Annotated in this window: 10 protein-coding genes, 7 tRNA genes and 2 rRNA genes; 13 read left to right on the forward strand and 6 right to left on the reverse strand. The window is 54.9% G+C overall.

Annotated elements, in window-relative coordinates; translation table 11 throughout:
• The 9 genes from B5F88_RS16020 to B5F88_RS16060 all read left to right on the forward strand — a co-directional run.
• A 23S ribosomal RNA gene (locus B5F88_RS16020) occupies positions 1–747 on the forward strand; the annotation flags it as partial.
• Positions 748–829: 82 nt separating this feature from the next.
• Positions 830–905, forward strand: a tRNA-Lys gene (locus tag B5F88_RS16025).
• A gap of 3 nt (positions 906–908) precedes the next feature.
• Positions 909–983, forward strand: a tRNA-Glu gene (locus B5F88_RS16030).
• Positions 984–1,102: 119 nt separating this feature from the next.
• Positions 1,103–1,218 (forward strand): 5S ribosomal RNA (gene rrf, locus B5F88_RS16035).
• Between the two features lie 44 nt (positions 1,219–1,262).
• A tRNA-Asn gene (locus tag B5F88_RS16040) sits at positions 1,263–1,338 on the forward strand.
• 66 nt (positions 1,339–1,404) lie between these two features.
• Positions 1,405–1,481 (forward strand) — tRNA-Ile (locus tag B5F88_RS16045).
• 3 nt (positions 1,482–1,484) lie between these two features.
• A tRNA-Trp gene (locus B5F88_RS16050) sits at positions 1,485–1,560 on the forward strand.
• A 39-nt stretch (positions 1,561–1,599) separates the two neighbouring features.
• A tRNA-Asp gene (locus B5F88_RS16055) sits at positions 1,600–1,676 on the forward strand.
• Positions 1,677–1,680: 4 nt separating this feature from the next.
• A tRNA-Thr gene (locus tag B5F88_RS16060) sits at positions 1,681–1,756 on the forward strand.
• Between the two features lie 184 nt (positions 1,757–1,940).
• Here B5F88_RS16060 and B5F88_RS16065 read toward each other — a convergent pair.
• From B5F88_RS16065 to B5F88_RS16080, 4 genes are all read right to left on the reverse strand, one after another.
• Positions 1,941–3,092 (reverse strand): tyrosine-type recombinase/integrase, encoded by a 1,152-nt coding sequence (locus B5F88_RS16065; RefSeq protein WP_087348102.1) that lies wholly within the window; start codon positions 3,090–3,092, stop codon positions 1,941–1,943.
• Positions 3,073–3,402, reverse strand: a complete 330-nt coding sequence (locus tag B5F88_RS16070) for a hypothetical protein (protein WP_087348104.1) — start codon at positions 3,400–3,402, stop codon at positions 3,073–3,075. The genes B5F88_RS16065 and B5F88_RS16070 overlap by 20 nt, the downstream gene beginning before the upstream one ends.
• Before the next feature lie 219 nt (positions 3,403–3,621).
• Positions 3,622–5,001: a relaxase/mobilization nuclease domain-containing protein gene (locus tag B5F88_RS16075; RefSeq protein ID WP_162612217.1), complete on the reverse strand. Its 1,380-nt coding sequence runs from the start codon at positions 4,999–5,001 to the stop codon at positions 3,622–3,624.
• Between the two features lie 43 nt (positions 5,002–5,044).
• On the reverse strand, positions 5,045–5,383 hold the full coding sequence (locus B5F88_RS16080) for a plasmid mobilization relaxosome protein MobC (protein WP_087348108.1): 339 nt from the start codon (positions 5,381–5,383) through the stop codon (positions 5,045–5,047).
• Between the two features lie 1,016 nt (positions 5,384–6,399).
• Here B5F88_RS16080 and B5F88_RS16085 point away from each other — a divergent pair.
• From B5F88_RS16085 to B5F88_RS16100, 4 genes are read left to right on the forward strand one after another with little or no spacing between them, the layout of a single operon-like run.
• On the forward strand, positions 6,400–6,873 hold the full coding sequence (locus B5F88_RS16085) for a hypothetical protein (RefSeq protein WP_242959841.1): 474 nt from the start codon (positions 6,400–6,402) through the stop codon (positions 6,871–6,873).
• Positions 6,873–8,045, forward strand: a complete 1,173-nt coding sequence (locus tag B5F88_RS16090; protein WP_087348112.1) for a DUF6361 family protein — start codon at positions 6,873–6,875, stop codon at positions 8,043–8,045. Before B5F88_RS16085 ends, B5F88_RS16090 begins: the two co-directional genes overlap by 1 nt.
• Positions 8,046–8,048: 3 nt before the next feature.
• The gene (locus B5F88_RS16095) at positions 8,049–9,752 is read left to right on the forward strand and encodes a hypothetical protein (RefSeq protein ID WP_087348114.1); all 1,704 of its coding nucleotides are present in this window, start codon (positions 8,049–8,051) and stop codon (positions 9,750–9,752) included.
• Positions 9,749–12,751, forward strand: coding sequence for a helicase-related protein (locus B5F88_RS16100; RefSeq protein ID WP_087348116.1), 3,003 nt, complete (start codon positions 9,749–9,751; stop codon positions 12,749–12,751). Before B5F88_RS16095 ends, B5F88_RS16100 begins: the two co-directional genes overlap by 4 nt.
• Positions 12,752–13,073: 322 nt before the next feature.
• Here B5F88_RS16100 and B5F88_RS16105 read toward each other — a convergent pair whose 3' ends face one another.
• Positions 13,074–14,468, reverse strand: a complete 1,395-nt coding sequence (locus B5F88_RS16105) for a site-specific integrase (RefSeq protein ID WP_162612218.1) — start codon at positions 14,466–14,468, stop codon at positions 13,074–13,076.
• A gap of 124 nt (positions 14,469–14,592) precedes the next feature.
• Positions 14,593–14,775: a helix-turn-helix domain-containing protein gene (locus B5F88_RS16110; protein ID WP_087348120.1), complete on the reverse strand. Its 183-nt coding sequence runs from the start codon at positions 14,773–14,775 to the stop codon at positions 14,593–14,595.
• Between the last annotated feature and the right edge of the window lie 297 nt (positions 14,776–15,072).

The following is a 15,072-nucleotide window of genomic DNA, read 5'->3' on the forward strand; positions in this document are numbered from 1 at the left end:
GGTGGAGCCATCCTTGGGATACCACCCTTGATTTGCTGGGTTTCTAACCTGCGGCCGTGAATCCGGTCGGGGGACACTGTTAGGTGGGCAGTTTGACTGGGGCGGTCGCCTCCTAAAAGGTAACGGAGGCGCTCAAAGGTTCGTTCAGCACGGACGGAAACCGTGCAGTGAGTGTAAACGCATAAACGAGCCTAACTGCGAGACCGACGGGTCGAGCAGTAACGAAAGTTGGAGTTAGTGATCCGGCGGTATGCAAGTGGAAGTGCCGTCGCTCAACGGATAAAAGCTACCCTGGGGATAACAGGCTGATCTCCCCCAAGCGTCCACAGCGACGGGGAGGTTTGGCACCTCGATGTCGGCTCGTCACATCCTGGGGCTGAATTCGGTCCCAAGGGTTCGGCTGTTCGCCGATTAAAGTGGCACGCGAGCTGGGTTCAGAACGTCGTGAGACAGTTCGGTCCCTATCTGTTGCGGGCGTAAGAGATTTGAAGGGAGCTGTCCTTAGTACGAGAGGACCGGGATGGACGTACCTCTGGTGCACCAGTTGTCCTGCCAAGGGCATAGCTGGGTAGCTATGTACGGACGAGATAAACGCTGAAGGCATCTAAGCGTGAAACTCTCCCTAAGATTAGATCTCTCATCCTTCGGGAGTAAGGCACGTCGTAGACTATGACGTTGATAGGTCGGAGGTGGAAGTGCGGTAACGCATGCAGCTGACCGATACTAATAAGCCGAGGGCTTGACCTTAACATGATGAATGCAGGCGCTTGCCTGGTACGGATTCTGCATTGTTCGGTTTTGAGGGTGCTGACAAAGCACTGATCCAGATGCGCCTTTAGCTCAGCTGGTAGAGCAACTGACTCTTAATCAGTGGGTCCCCGGTTCGAATCCGTGAAGGCGCACCACATGGCCCGTTGGTCAAGCGGTTAAGACGGCGGCCTCTCACGCCGCAAACATGGGTTCGATTCCCGTACGGGTCACCATTTTTCCTCTTGACAAGAGGAGCAAAAATGAATATAATAACTTACTGTTGAGAAGAACGGTAAGGAGAAGAAAGTTGTTAAAGTTTCTTTTGCTTACTTTTCTTTTCGAAGAAAAGTAAGTTGGTGTTGATTGCGGTGAGGGTCCACCCGTTTCCATCCCGAACACGGAAGTTAAGCTCACCTGCGCCGAAAATACTTGTCTGGAGACGGACCGGGAAGATAGGTAACGCCAACACAAAGCGAAAGGGTCTGGCCCGACCAGGCCGGGCCCTTTGATATTCCTCCTTAGCTCAGTCGGTAGAGCATGCGGCTGTTAACCGCAGGGTCGTTGGTTCGAGTCCAACAGGGGGAGCCAAAAATGTGGCTTGCCGCCACAAGAGTGACGGCAAGCCCCCTTTTTCAAATCAGTGGAACGGTGTATGGGCCTTTAGCTCAGTTGGTTAGAGCAGCCGGCTCATAACCGGCCGGTCCACGGTTCGAGCCCGTGAAGGCCCACCATTTAGGGGTATAGCTCAGCTGGTAGAGCATCGGTCTCCAAAACCGAGTGCCGAGGGTTCGAATCCTTCTGCCCCTGCCAGACGATTCCAGTTGTCAGACTGTTTGAGATAGTAGAAATGGCGCGGTAGTTCAGTTGGTTAGAACGCCGGCCTGTCACGCCGGAGGTCGAGGGTTCAAGTCCCTTCCGCGTCGCCATTATGCTGCTGTAGCTCAGTCGGTAGAGCGCATCCTTGGTAAGGATGAGGTCGGCGGTTCGAATCCGCCCAGCAGCTCCAGAAAACACCTGAAATCTGAGGATTTTAGGTGTTTTTTGTTACAAATTTTCGCTTTTCTATGTGGGTCAAAATGTGGGTCAGCGGCTTGACCCACACCGTGACCCACACGCGGAAAGGAAACAACGGACACAAGAGGGCCGGACAGGAAGCCTTGTGCTTCCTGCCCGGCTTTTTTCTCTCTGCCTTACATGATCTGCTCTATGAAGTTCCCCATGGTTTGGGCGGCTTCGTCCTGTTTCTGCCGGGTGGCGTGGGTGTAGGTACGCAGGGTGAACCCGGCATCGAAGTGGCCCAGCATGGAGGACACCGTCTTTACATCCACGCCATTTTGTAGGGCTGTAGTGGCAAAGGTGTGCCGGAGATCGTGGAACCTGAGATGTTCCAGCCCGGCATCTTTTAGGATTCTCTTGTGGAGATTTACCATACTGTCCGGGTGGTACATCTCCCCGGTGAGGGGCGAGGGGAACAGGTAGGGGCTGTCCGGGTGCTTGGCGTGTTCCTGAATCAGCAACTCCACTGCCGTCTGTGGAATAGACACCAGCCGCACGGAGTTCTCCGTCTTGGGCCGGGTCAGTTCCAGAGAGCCGTCCGGGTTGCGGACATACTGTTTGCTGACGGAGATCGTTCTCTGCTGAATATCTAAGTCATCCCACCGCAGGGCAACCAGCTCTCCCTTCCGCAGGCCGCTGACCAGCTCCAGGTAAAACATGGGGAGCAGGCCTCGGTGTTCCGCTGCCTCCAGATAGGCTTTCATGTGTTCCGGGGGCAGGATCTTCATCTCCAGCTTCCGGGGTTTTGGGACGATGCAGTCCTCACAGGGGTTCCGGGAGATCAGCCGCTCCTTCACCGCCCGCTCCAGAGCACAGTGGAGCATCAGGTGGACGCTGTGGACGGTAGTAGTGCTCAACCCTTTGTTCTGATTCTTTCCGATGTGTATTCTGCCGCTCTCCAATAACTCTTTGTAGAGCTTCTGCAGGTGCCGTGTGGTCAGCTTTTTCAGTTTAATGCTCCCGATACGGGGAACCGTATACTGCTCGATGATCAACTGGTAGCGGTTGGCTGTGGCAGTGCGGACATTGGGCTTGGCGTAGAGCTCGTACCAAGTGCGCAGCCATGCAGCTACAGTGTATTCTTCGGTGCGGCTCACATCCAGCCCCTGGCACTCCTCCAGAGCCTTTTTTAGCTTTTCCCTGACCTCCGCCTGGGTCTTGCCCAGCACATTCTTGGTGATCCGCTTGCCAGTCTTGGCATCATACCCGGCGGTGTATCGCCCTTCCCAACGTCCGTCCTTCCGCTTTCTGATACTGCCCTCTCCGTTAGCCCGTTTCTTTGCCACGAGGCTTCACCTCCTGTTCTGATGCCTTGCAGGCCCGCTGTTCTTGTTCGTAGTCGAAAGAGTACAGACCGTCTGTCTCCAGTTCTTTCGCAATGCCCCAGGCCAGCTTAAAGCCTGCCATAAAACTGGCCAGAGAGGTTTTCTCCCGCAGTAAGTTCTGTGCATCCACCAGTTGCATCAATTTACGCCTCTGCAGCTTGTCCAGACAGTCCCGCACCTCCTGGCGGGTCTGTTCCATTTCTTCCTCCAGCTCTGTGAAGTCCGGCTCCTGGAAGAACCGCTGGTATAAAGCGGTCATGTAGTCATTCATCGTGTGTCGCCTCCTTTGCAGCAACACACAATACCAGCTTTCTCGATGGATAGCCATAGGGAATGAGCAGAGTTATCAGAACAGTAACAATTGCCTGGCAGAAGGTTTTGCGGGTATCTTTGTTAACGGCGTACTATTTTCTCCACCCTTATTCTTTGATTAGCGATGTAGTTTTTAATACGCTTAGGGCTCCGCACTTGAGCGTGCAGAGCCCCTGCGTCACATCATCTGTTGTCCCTGCTCGTGGTCATCTTCCTTATGCCCCAGAGCAATCTTTTTCCTTTGTTCTTTCGCCAGTGCTTTTCGGTCTCCGCGGCTATGTCTGGTGGTAGCATCCAGAACATAGTCATCGTTACTTCCTTCCAGCCTGGAGAGCAGCCGAAGCACTTCATCCGTTATGTCAGCGTCTGCCACATCAGGATGCACACCGGCACAGCCGCCGCCGCAGAACTCATGATAATGAAAGGGATCCATTTGCGGAGCGAGGCAATTGCCTCCTGGGTATCCTTCTGAAAGGTTGTCCGGATCTCGGAGAGCTCCCTGGTAAACTCGTCTCTCTGCCTCCCATCCCGTTTGTGCTCCTCCCTCATTTCGGAGAGAATCTCTCCCATCGCCCGATGGGTTTTCTGATTGAGAGCCTGTGTCTGCTCCAGCCACTGATGGAGCTGTTCCGCCGTAGCCAGCGGCTCCAGGCTCTCTTTTGTGGCCAGAGCTGCCATAGATGCCTGAATCGTTTTCTGTAATGCCAAGGTCTGCTGCAGGACCTCCTCCAGCCGCTCCACGGTCTGTACTGGCATGGTGTACAACACATTGGGCTTCTGGTCCGTCAGAGCAGGCGGTGCTGCCCGCTGTTTGAGTGCGGTTAAGGCGCTGTTTTGCTGCCTGGTTTCGTATTCTAAACTCATGCTCCATATTCTCCTTTCTGAACTTTAGCTCGTGCAGCTTATCGTCTCTGCACTTCATTCCGGTAGGTGTGGTGTAGGTGATGTGCTTTCGATGTTCCTCCCAGCGCACCTGGTAGCCCCGTCGCTTCATCTCCTGTATGAATTCCTTCCGGCTGCCAGCTCGCCGCATGGCCGCCTCCACTGTGGTGATGAGCTGAAACTTCCAGCTCTCTCCCCGCATAGCGGCCCGGTATTCCCCGGCTCTTAGGCCACGGGTCCGGTGATCCTGTTGGTATGGTTTGAGAGTGGTCAAGCCGTGTTCTATGCAGATCTGGTCGCTGACCTTCCGCATCTGTTCCAGCGTTCTGGGAGTGAAATGGAGCTTCTTCCCGGTATCCGGATGGACGGAGTTGACCACCAGATGGGAGTGAAGGTGCTCCCGGTCCACATGAGTTGCCACCAGGACCTCACAGCCGGGGAAGAATCGCTCCGCCAATTCCAGCCCGATCTCATGGGCCTGGGCGGGAGTAAGCTCTTCTTCCGGGGAGAAGGACTGGGTGTACTGGTAGAAGAAGGTGCCTGTGTCTTTTCCGTAGAGGTGTTTGGTGGCCATGAAGCTCTGCATGGCCACATCTGCCACGCAGTTGACCCCCGTCAGGTAGCGGTTGCCCTTTTCGTCCATGGTTTTCTTTGGCTGGGATACATACTGGATCACCCGCCCCATGCTCCCAGCCGTCTGCTTGCGTTCCTTGATGAAGCTACAGGTTGCCGTGATGAATCACCGGACATTTCTCCGTCAGTGTGCTGACCGCCTCATAGGTCCTTCCCAGGGCCGCGGTAAGCTCCTGCAGATAGACAGTCTGAACTCGCCCCTGATGGGCCAGGGCAGTCAGCTGGTTCAGGTTTTTACCCCAGGCACGCAGTTCCGAGAGGATCGGCTTGAGCTCCTCCATCACATAGATGGGATGATGCAGGGCTGCATCCAGCAGATACTCCTGTTGGCTCAGCCCAGAGCGCTTGATCTTTGCGCTGATCTGCCTCCTCTCGGCTGGGGTTACCCGGAAGGCGATTACCTGGTTTCTGGTTCTGGTTGCCATACTCTTTCACCTCCGCATAAAAATTTGGTATGCTGCCGCTCCCTGTCCGGGAAAGACAACATACCAAAGATTTTTGTGGATAGCCAGGGCAAACGGGCAGAGTTAAGAGAAAGTTATCAATTACGGTGCTTGGGTGTAGCCCTCATTTTGTTTTCTGTGGCGCAGGTCTTGCGGTGCGGAGGAGAGGCACAGCTGCGGTCAGCGGAAAGTGGGTGCGGGCTTCTGCCCGCAAAAAGGCGTTTGGCAGCCGCTCGCGGCAAGCCAAATGCTCTGCTTGCCCCACCCAAGGGTGGGTAAAATTGCCTCCCCACCACTGCCAGCTTCTATCCGCACTGCAGGGAGATATAGTGTGATCTCTCCTGCCTTTTTTCGTTGCCTACCCTGCGGATTAATCTGAACCCACAATGGTCCAAGCCGTCGCAAATCTATGGAGAGACAGAGCCCTTATTCTTTGTTTAGCATATCAATTTTTGTTATACCCCTTCTTTTGGTTTAGACATTGACGAGAAGAAAAGGATTGTTTTCTGCCTCGCGCAGAGACGGTCCAAATTTGTGTTAAAGCTGTTGGGGGGAGGGATTGCTTGTCCAGCCTGGAAAGAGGCCGCACATCGGCTTACAAGGGGCAAGGCGGGTGGTTCAGAGGACTGTGGGCCTGGATCAGAAGGAATACTATTCGGCCCCAAAACCTGTATTTGGAAGTGAAGTGACTGGACCACTTCACAAGGAGTAGGGGAACGATTATAATGCAGACAAGATCTTGTTTCAGAAAGCCCGGATTATGGGACAGTTCATTTGCTATGATAGGAAAACACATAGGCGCAGAAGAGGATAGAGATGGAGGAAGTGCAGTGAGGATTTTATTTTGCAACATTGCGCGGATGAAATACTATAAGGGGATTGTGCCGGGGGTTGATGAGCCCAAATTTGGTGGCGCCTATGTTGCCCAGACAGGAGATGCAGGAGAACAGTATAATTTTGCTCCTCTTAAAACGGATACGGGTGAATTCTGTTTTGGCATGGTGGAGACCAAAAGCACCTCAGGCGGCAAGAGTAATCAGCTGCACATTGAGCGGCTGGAGGGGGTGTCCCGCAGTGCGGATGAGGCAAACGGTGTATTAGTGGTCTGGTGTGCTACCCATCATCATAACGAGGCGGTGGTAGTGGGGTGGTACCGGAACGCCACCGTGCTGCGGAACTATGATAGGATCCGCATTGACTATGAGGACGGTGGTTGGGAAGAGCAGATCTATAACGTGCTGGCGGACGCCGGGGACTGTGTGCTGCTGCCGGAAGGGGAGCGGAACCGGCGCTGCTGGTGGGTGCCGCGAAAGAGAGTGACCCGGTCCTTTGGCTTTGGACAGGCCAATGTCTGGTTTGCGGAAGAAGAGAGCGCGGAGGACTATGTACACGCTCTGTCAGAGCAGATCAAGCAGTATCAGGGCGAGAACTGGCTTCATTTCTGGCCGGAAGAGGCGAAGGGTGAGCACTGATGGAGATTGGATTTATTGACTTCTCCCAGGGAGAGCGTAATCGAATTTTATCCACCCTCAGGCTGCTGGGCGATCAGACCGCGCTGGATGAATTGGGCATTGGAAGTGTGCGGGACGCCTATGCGGAGTTGTTATTTCCCGGTATTTCTACTTTACAGACCAGGGCCAAGTATTTTGTTCTCATCCCTTACCTGTTTGCTCAGGGTGAGCGGCTGGTACAGCGGGGCAAGCTGCGCAGCGGCAAAGAATTCCTGACCTGGCTGAACGGGGAGGAGGACAAGCTGGTACCTGTCCTGGTGGAGAACAGCCACTCGGGAGAGACCGGAATCATCGGCAGTAACGCCCTAAAGCAAAAACGCACCGTGAAGATGAAACCGTCAGCCATCTACTGGAGTGGCCTGCGGACGCTGGGCGTTGTGCGCCGGGACAAGCTCTCCCTTCCTATGGCCTGTGCCCTTACGGTACAGCGAGCTAAACAGCGGCAGGCACTGGAGCGGAAAACAGAGGGGGATACCTATGACGACCGAACAGCTGGAGACACCGGGGAGGCGCTGTTCCTGCCCATCCACCCGGAAGGGCCGCTGGAAACGGCGGAGATTTCTCTGACTGGGCGGGAGGCGGAGTTTTTGGCGGAATGTATTGCCCGCTCCCCGTATACCAGGGGGAGCCTGCTGGATTTTCTGGTGCAAAAGAACCTGGTGTGCACTGATTTTGAGGAGATCCCGGAAGAGGGAATGGAGGAGGGCCTCCGGCGGGATTATCGCCTGGCCAAGGAGTTCCGCCGTTTTATTTACGGGGCGCACCTGCGCTATAATGTCGTTTACGCAAATGGTACCGATCAAGGGATGGAGGCAAGATTTCACGAATGGTACAATGCCTTTTTCCGGGAGCCCTTTTCCCTGGAGCCTGTTTTGAACCGGGTGAGCTGTCCGGCACCGCTGGGGCAGTTCTGTGCCCAATTTTTGGAACTGGCAGAGCAAAAAGCGTGGGGAGAGCTGGACGAGCTGGTGGCGGCCCGGGAGCGGCAGGTCAAGGGGGACCGGGCCAAGCTGCACAAGCCCCATGAATATTGCTATAACCAGGAGCGGCCCATCCACGACTACCCGCTGGATTTCCGCTTTGGACGGGCCAATGTGATCGTACAGGATATTTTGAACGGATTGGGGGGATAGGGCGTGTTTGATGTGGCAAAGGACCGTCTCGGCTATGGAGAGCTGCTGCGGCCCGATGTGGGGTACCGGCTGGACTTTGCCGTGGGCATGACCTATTCCCTGGATCTGGAGGCGCTGTTGGGGGTCCCTATCTCCCTGGGACTGTTGGAAGAGGGCGATGAGGAGCAGATGCGCAGCCCCCTGTATGTGCTGGAGGCCATTCGGGAAAGCGCGGGGAAAATTGCTCTGTTTTGCAACGCCGGGAGCATCCAGCTGCCGGAGCGGATCCAGAGCGTCTACTCTCTGCTGGAGGAGAGCGTGTTTCAGGTCAAACGGCCGGATAAGAGCAGCTTTCATCCTAAACTCTGGGTACTTAAATATAGCAGCCCCGAGGGGGACACCTACCTGAAACTGCTGGTGCTCAGCCGGAACCTGACCTTCGACACCAGCCTGGATCTGTGCGTAGCCCTGCGGGGCAGACCCGGGCGGGCAAGGCGGAAGAAAAACAAGCCGCTGGCGGATCTGCTTGCCTATGCTGCCCAGTTTGCCTCAACAGTCAAACGGAAGGCCGTACTGGAACTGGCGGAGGAGGTCGGCCGGGTGGCGGATTTTGAGGTGGAGCATCCCTTTGAGGACTATGCCTTTTTCCCCATGGGAATTCCCGGCTATCCCGGGACGGATACGGGCCTGCTGGAGCGAAAGCGGGACCTGTTTGTGGCCTCCCCTTTTTTAAGTGACGATATAGTGGCTCGGCTGACTGATTTTCGCGGGCGCAAGACGCTCATCACCCGCAAGGCATCGGTAACGCCCAGAGTTTTTGAGGCTTTTGACCATGTTTACATCACCAAAGACGTGCTCAGTGACAATGAGTTTGGCGCGAAACAGGACATCCATGCCAAACTTTATTTTGCCGCCATGGAGGACGGAAATTATCTCTACATCGGTTCTGCCAACGCCTCCCACAATGGATTTTACCGGAATGGGGAGTGTCTGCTGCGGCTGAAATATAAGCCCTATCAGATGGGGTTTCATCTGTTCTGCGAGGAGTTCCTGCCGAAGGACGGCTGCCCCTTCCAGGAGCTGACCGGAATTCCGGAGCAGCCGGAAGAGGATTCAGAGCGGAAACAGGCGGCGCAGGTACTGCAGGAGGCGGTCTATGCCCTGAAAGGGGCGGCAGTACGGCGCAGCGGGGAGAACTTTGACCTGCAGGTAGAGTCGGCGCCCCTGAAGCTGGCAGAGATTGTCCGGATCGCTCCTCTCCAGCGGCGAGACCTGATGGTGCCACTGACGCCCAACGTCATCTTTTCCGGACTTCAGCTCCGGGAGCTCAGCGCCTTCTACATTTTGCGCGTGGGCGAACAGTCCCTGGTGGTCAAGTTGGAAACGAGGGGAATCCCAAAGGAGCGGGACCAGGCTGTCTACCGGGGCGTGATTGACTCCAGGGCAAAATTCTTGACCTACGTGTCCATGGTGCTGTCCGGCGGCGAAGACCTGGAGGGAGTGGGACTGGAGCAGGAGAGCACCCGACAGCGGGGAGAGGGTACAGATGCTGAGTCTGATCAGGGACCGGCCATTTATGAAGCTATGCTACGGGCCTTTCATCAGGATCCGGACCGGCTCAAGGGCATTGCGGATATGATGCGGCGGCTGGAGCCGGAAGTGGTGGGGGAGGAATTTACCCAACTCTATGCCCAGTTTGAGCAGGCGGCAAGGAGGCGGCGCAAATGAAGCCAAAGGATTTTCAGCAGGCCACAGCAGACCGCATTGTGCAGGTCTTTCGCGGAGGGCAAAACCGTGTCCTGCTTGCCGACGAGGTGGGCCTGGGCAAGACTATCGTGGCCAGGGAAGTGGTTCGACAGGTGGCCCAATGGCACAAAGAGGAGCTGGGAGACGACCACTTCAAAGTCATTTATATCTGCTCCAATGTGAATATCGCCAGCCAGAACGCCAGCAAGCTGGGTATTCAGGATCAGCTGAAGGTTTCGGAGAGCCGCCTCTCCATGCAGCATCTGAAACTGTACCAGAGCGCCGGCCGGGATCATGAATACGCCCAGCTCATCCCGCTGACCCCTGCCACCTCCTTCACCATGACCTCCGGATGCGGAAATCAGGAGGAACGGGCGCTGATGTACGCCCATCTGCGCCGCCTGCCGATGTTTCAGGCATACAGTCGCCCGCTGCGGAAGTTCCTGGCTTATACAGCGGAACGGCACTGGCAGGGGTATGTGGATTATTATGAAACAAAGGTGTCTGAATGCGGGAAAAATGGCAGCGGCTATCTGGAGGATATGGCGGAGGAGCTGGCGCGGCGTCTGCAGGACCCGCCCTGGCTGGTGGAGCGGATCCAGCAGCGCTGTACCACCCGGCTGGACGACCAAAGGGAGCAGAGGTTTCTCATCAACCGACTGCGGCGGGTCTTTGCGGAGATCAGCCTGAGCAGGCTGGAACCGGACCTGGTCATCATGGACGAATTTCAGCGATTCCGGGATCTTATCGCACCGGAGGATGACAGTGAGGAGGCCATGCTGGCCCGGCAGTTTTTAAGCAGCGGGCAAACCAAAGTTCTTCTGCTGTCCGCCACCCCCTACAAGCCCTATGCCACCCTGGAGGAGATCGCCCAGGACGAGGGGGCGGAGCACTATGGAGAGTTCATGCAGGTGATGGACTTCCTGTTCCATAGGCCAAAGCAGCGGGAGCAGTTCCGTACCGTGTGGCAGCAGTACTCTCATGCTCTGTGTGAGGTATCCGGAGAGAAGCTGACCGTTCTGATGGCCCGGAAGGCGGAGGCGGAGGAACAGCTCTACCAGGGAATCTGCCGGACGGAGCGCTTCAATACCGGAATCCTGGATGACAGCGGGGTCCGGGAAGTTCCGGTTTCTGAGGGAGATATTCTTTCCTTTGACGCCATGCAGTCCCTACTGGATCGGGTGGCGGCACAGGGAGGAAGGGGGGATCTGCTCCGGATCCGGAATGTCCCTATGGAATATGTCAAATCCTCCCCCTATCTGCTGTCGTTTATGGAAAATTATCAGCTGAAGAAACAGCTCAGGGCCCATTTCACCCGCGGCTTTGACTTCGCGGCCACGGCGGGGCGTTCTGCATCTCACCTGCTGCTCAAGCGCAGCGCCATCCAGAATTACCGCCCCATCCCCTTTGAGCACGCCAAGCTGGAGCGGCTGGCTGAGACGGCTTTTCACCAGGAGCGGGAGGGGGCGGAGAACCTGCTGTGGATCCCACCCTCTAATCCCTATTACAACACCGGTGGTGTATTTTCAAGACATCGGAATTATTCCAAAGTGCTGGTGTTTTCCTCCTGGGAAATGGTGCCACGGATGCTTTCCGTGATGCTCTCCTACGAGGCAGAGCGGCGCACCATTGGGAAGCTGTACCATGACGCATCCCTGAAATGGGGGCGGGGATATTTTGCTACCAAGGAGGAGCGCCGTTATGGTGTGACCCGTTTGCGGGAGGAGAGCGAAACGATCGTCACCCTGCCCTCTCCCAAGCTGGCGGAGTGCTATTGCCCGGAAGAATATTTGGGAAGAGACATTGCCTATGTACGCCGGGAGGTGGGCAAAAAGGTAAAGGCGCGGCTGGAGATGCTCAGAAAAGAAAAAGGAATTCCGGTGCGGGGGACGGCCAGCGCCCAGAGCCTTGCTGCCTGTATCCGCGCGTTGGATGGAGCGGAGAAAGGGGTTTCCCTGTCTGCCATTCCAACGGATGCGGCAGACATTTTAACCGATATGGCCATTGCTTCCCCAGCTGTGTGTGCTTACCGCCTGCTCAGGCGCAGCTGGCAATCGGCGGAGATATCCCAGGTGCAAAAAACTGCCGGGGAGATTGCGGGACTCTTTGTAAGCCTGTTCAACAAGGCGGAGAGCGCGGCTATCCTGGATCTTCTATACGGAAGAAAGAGTGACGATGCCTATTATCAGACGGTGTTCCGCTACTGTGTAGAGGGCAATCTTCAGGCTGTATTGGATGAGTATGCCCATGTGCTGGCGGTGCCCGGGGCGGAACTGAAGCAGGCCATGGCAGATGGTTTTATTGATACGGCTACGCTGCAGATCGATACCCGGGAATCCTTCCCCGACCAGGAAAAGAATCGGGCCCGCATGCGCACCCACTTTGCGGTGGGTTATTTCAGCGCGAAGCGGGATGAGGAACATGTAAACCGGACCGATAATATTCGCCGGGCGTTCAATTCGCCCTTCCGTCCCTTTGTGCTGGCCACCACCTCCATTGGCCAGGAGGGGCTGGATTTTCACGCCTATTGCCGGAAAGTGGTGCACTGGAACCTGCCGTCCAATCCCATTGATCTGGAGCAGAGAGAGGGGAGGGTCAATCGGTACAAATGCCTGGCGGTCCGGCAGAACATTGCCCAGCAGTATGGCGGAGAATTTGACTGGGAGCGAATGTTTGAGCGGGCCGGCCGGGAGAAAAAGGGGAATTTTTCCGACCTGGTGCCTTTCTGGTGCCTTCCAACAAAAGAAGGACAGCCCCGCATTCCCATTGAGCGCATTGTTCCTCTGTATCCACTCAGCCGGGACAAGCTGCGCTACCAACGTCTGATTAAGGTGCTGTCCCTGTACCGGCTGACTCTGGGACAGCCGAGACAGGAGGAATTGCTTGCGGTGCTGGACCAGGAACTGACCGAACAGGACAGCAAAAAACTGTTTATGGACTTGTCTCCCTATGACCGGGAACGGTCCCAGGAAGAGCAATGAAAATCCGGTGTACTCTGGAAACAGAGATTCCTGTGTTTGACCCACACGCTGACCCACACGGGGAAAGGAGCGGACGCAGACAACGGAGCAAAGAGTGTCTTCGACCTCATCCTTTTGGAGCAAAGATGGCCGGAAAGCGTTGAAAATCAAGGGCTGGAAGGCTCCCAATCAGTTGGTAAGGATGAGGTCGGCGGTTCAAATCCGCCCAGCAGCTCCACGGAAACCCGCTGTCCCGCAAGGGATAGCGGGTTTTTACTATTTCTGGCATTTGACTGGAAAAGTGGATTTTCCAACAGCTTTCCAACATTTCCAACCAGACGGGTTATGTGCCGGAAGCCCCCTTCAACGCAATAATCAGCTTTGCCAAATCCGGATTTGCCTGTATCAGTTGTAAAGCAGCCTGTATGCTGTCATCTTGGGACGGGGGTGTGGGCGAATCTAAACTATTGGAGCGATGGAAGAATTCTTTCTCCATCTGCTGAGCCAGGTTCTGACGACTCCTGTCGGTGATGTGCGCATATTGATCCGTTACCATCCGAGCCTGTGCGTGGCCAGTATCCCCCTGGACAGCTTTGATGTCGCCGTTGCTGAGCTGGAGCTTGAGCGTTGTGCTGAAATGCCGCAGGCTATGAAAGACGACAGATGGAAGCTCGACTTTTTGAATAAAGGTATCCAGTTTATATGCGATTTGGCCTCTTTCATAAGGGCGTCCGGTTTCTTGAGCAATGACAAGGCCGTAGTCAGTATAGGCCTCTCCACAAAGTTCCTTTATCTGCACCTGTGCGGCTTTCATATCTGCCAGTGCTTGGCCGACAGTGGGAGCCAGATAGATACGGCGTTTGCTGCTTTCCGTTTTTGGATCCTTTAAGACAAGGACAGTCGAAGACGGCTTTTTCTTCCAATTAGGAAACTCAAACTTGACCTTTGAGCGGTCGCGTCGCTTCAAATCTTCCAAGTCTTCTTTCTTGAGCCGAGCTAGTTCCTTGTCGATTTTGATTTGAGGATGCATGGAATCTGAGAGATCAACGCAATCCCAAGTGAGCCCCAGGACCTCGCCGATGCGAAGTGAGCCGCCAATCGATAGGAGCAGGGTCAGCCGTAAAATCGGGTCATTGCAGAGCTCAATAGCGGATGCTGCATCGTCCTCCGACCAAACCACACGCTCTGCGGGTATGTACTCGGGAGGACTGGCGAACTGCGCCGGATTTTGCGAGATATACCCCCAAGCAATCGCCTGGTTTAGCGCACTGCGCAGCAGGACATGTATCTTCTGGATCACAGACGGTGTAACAGTTTTATCTGTCTGCTTATGGCCCTTTAGGACAACAGCAGGCTCATCCAGCAGGCGATTATAGAATACATCTAAATCGTGGGTGGTCAGGTCGCGGAGCATTATAGAACCAATATATGGTTTAATATAGTGTTCAATCCGATGCCGGTTGTTGGAGAGGTAAGAGGCCCCCCAATGATTGAGGCCGTAAACCTGCACATACTCATCCAAGTACTCACTGAGTGTGATATACTTCTTTGCGATATACCTATCTTTTCCAGGGGACTTAACGGGAGGACGCAGTTCACCAATCTTCTTCTCATACTCAATTTCAGCGATACGCGCTTTCGCTTCCTCATAGGTGTCAAAGCGTTCAGAAATGCTTTTAGAATAGCCGGGACAACGGTAAGTGATCTCCCAGCGGTTTCCTTTGCGACGGGGTTTCATAATATTCATTACTCCTTTATCGTTGACTCAAAGCCACAAGAACCTCCCTCCAGAGCATTGAGCGGAGTACCCATTCATGTGGCAGTATAGTACGGGCGGCTGAAAAAATCAACCGCCCGTCCCGTCAATCCTTGCTGTAAGAGGTTAGGAAATCAACCACAGCATTGCGGGGGATCAGGATGCGCTTGCCGTTTTTGATGTGGAGGATGCGGCCGTCATGAACCATATCATACATGCGGTTGCGGCCAATGTGGAGGAGCTTGCCGGCTTCTTCTACTGTGAGCATCAGAGGGATATCATCATACATAAGATCTGCCTTCTTTCTAGTATATTTTGGACAGGCAACGAGCCAGAGTGCCTCGTGTTACCTACCATTTCATGTTATGCAAACTTACAGAAAATTAAATTCACACTACAGAACGACAAAACAGGGCTGCGCTATACCCTGTTTCCACCTAAATACGGCCGTATGAGGGCTGTTTTTTCGATTTGCGGTGTTAGCGTCAGGCGATAATCGCCATTCCGGGTCAGGCGAAAAACGCCAATTTTGGTCAACTGAAAACAGCCATTTACAATTTGAATAGTTCCTTTACACTGGAGGCGT

This window comes from Flavonifractor sp. An306 (assembly GCF_002159455.1).
Classification (GTDB): domain Bacteria; phylum Bacillota; class Clostridia; order Oscillospirales; family Oscillospiraceae; genus Flavonifractor.

Excerpts from the sequence above, each read along its gene's own strand:
- B5F88_RS16110 (WP_087348120.1), bottom strand. The coding sequence starts at position 14,775 with ATGTATGATGATATCCCTCTGATGCTCACAGTAGAAGAAGCCGGCAAG.
- B5F88_RS16090 (WP_087348112.1), top strand. The coding sequence starts at position 6,873 with ATGGAGATTGGATTTATTGACTTCTCCCAGGGAGAGCGTAATCGAATT.
- B5F88_RS16100 (WP_087348116.1), top strand. The coding sequence starts at position 9,749 with ATGAAGCCAAAGGATTTTCAGCAGGCCACAGCAGACCGCATTGTGCAG.
- B5F88_RS16105 (WP_162612218.1), bottom strand. The coding sequence starts at position 14,468 with ATGAAACCCCGTCGCAAAGGAAACCGCTGGGAGATCACTTACCGTTGT.
- B5F88_RS16080 (WP_087348108.1), bottom strand. The coding sequence starts at position 5,383 with ATGGCAACCAGAACCAGAAACCAGGTAATCGCCTTCCGGGTAACCCCA.
- B5F88_RS16070 (WP_087348104.1), bottom strand. The coding sequence starts at position 3,402 with ATGAATGACTACATGACCGCTTTATACCAGCGGTTCTTCCAGGAGCCG.
- B5F88_RS16085 (WP_242959841.1), top strand. The coding sequence starts at position 6,400 with ATGGTGGAGACCAAAAGCACCTCAGGCGGCAAGAGTAATCAGCTGCAC.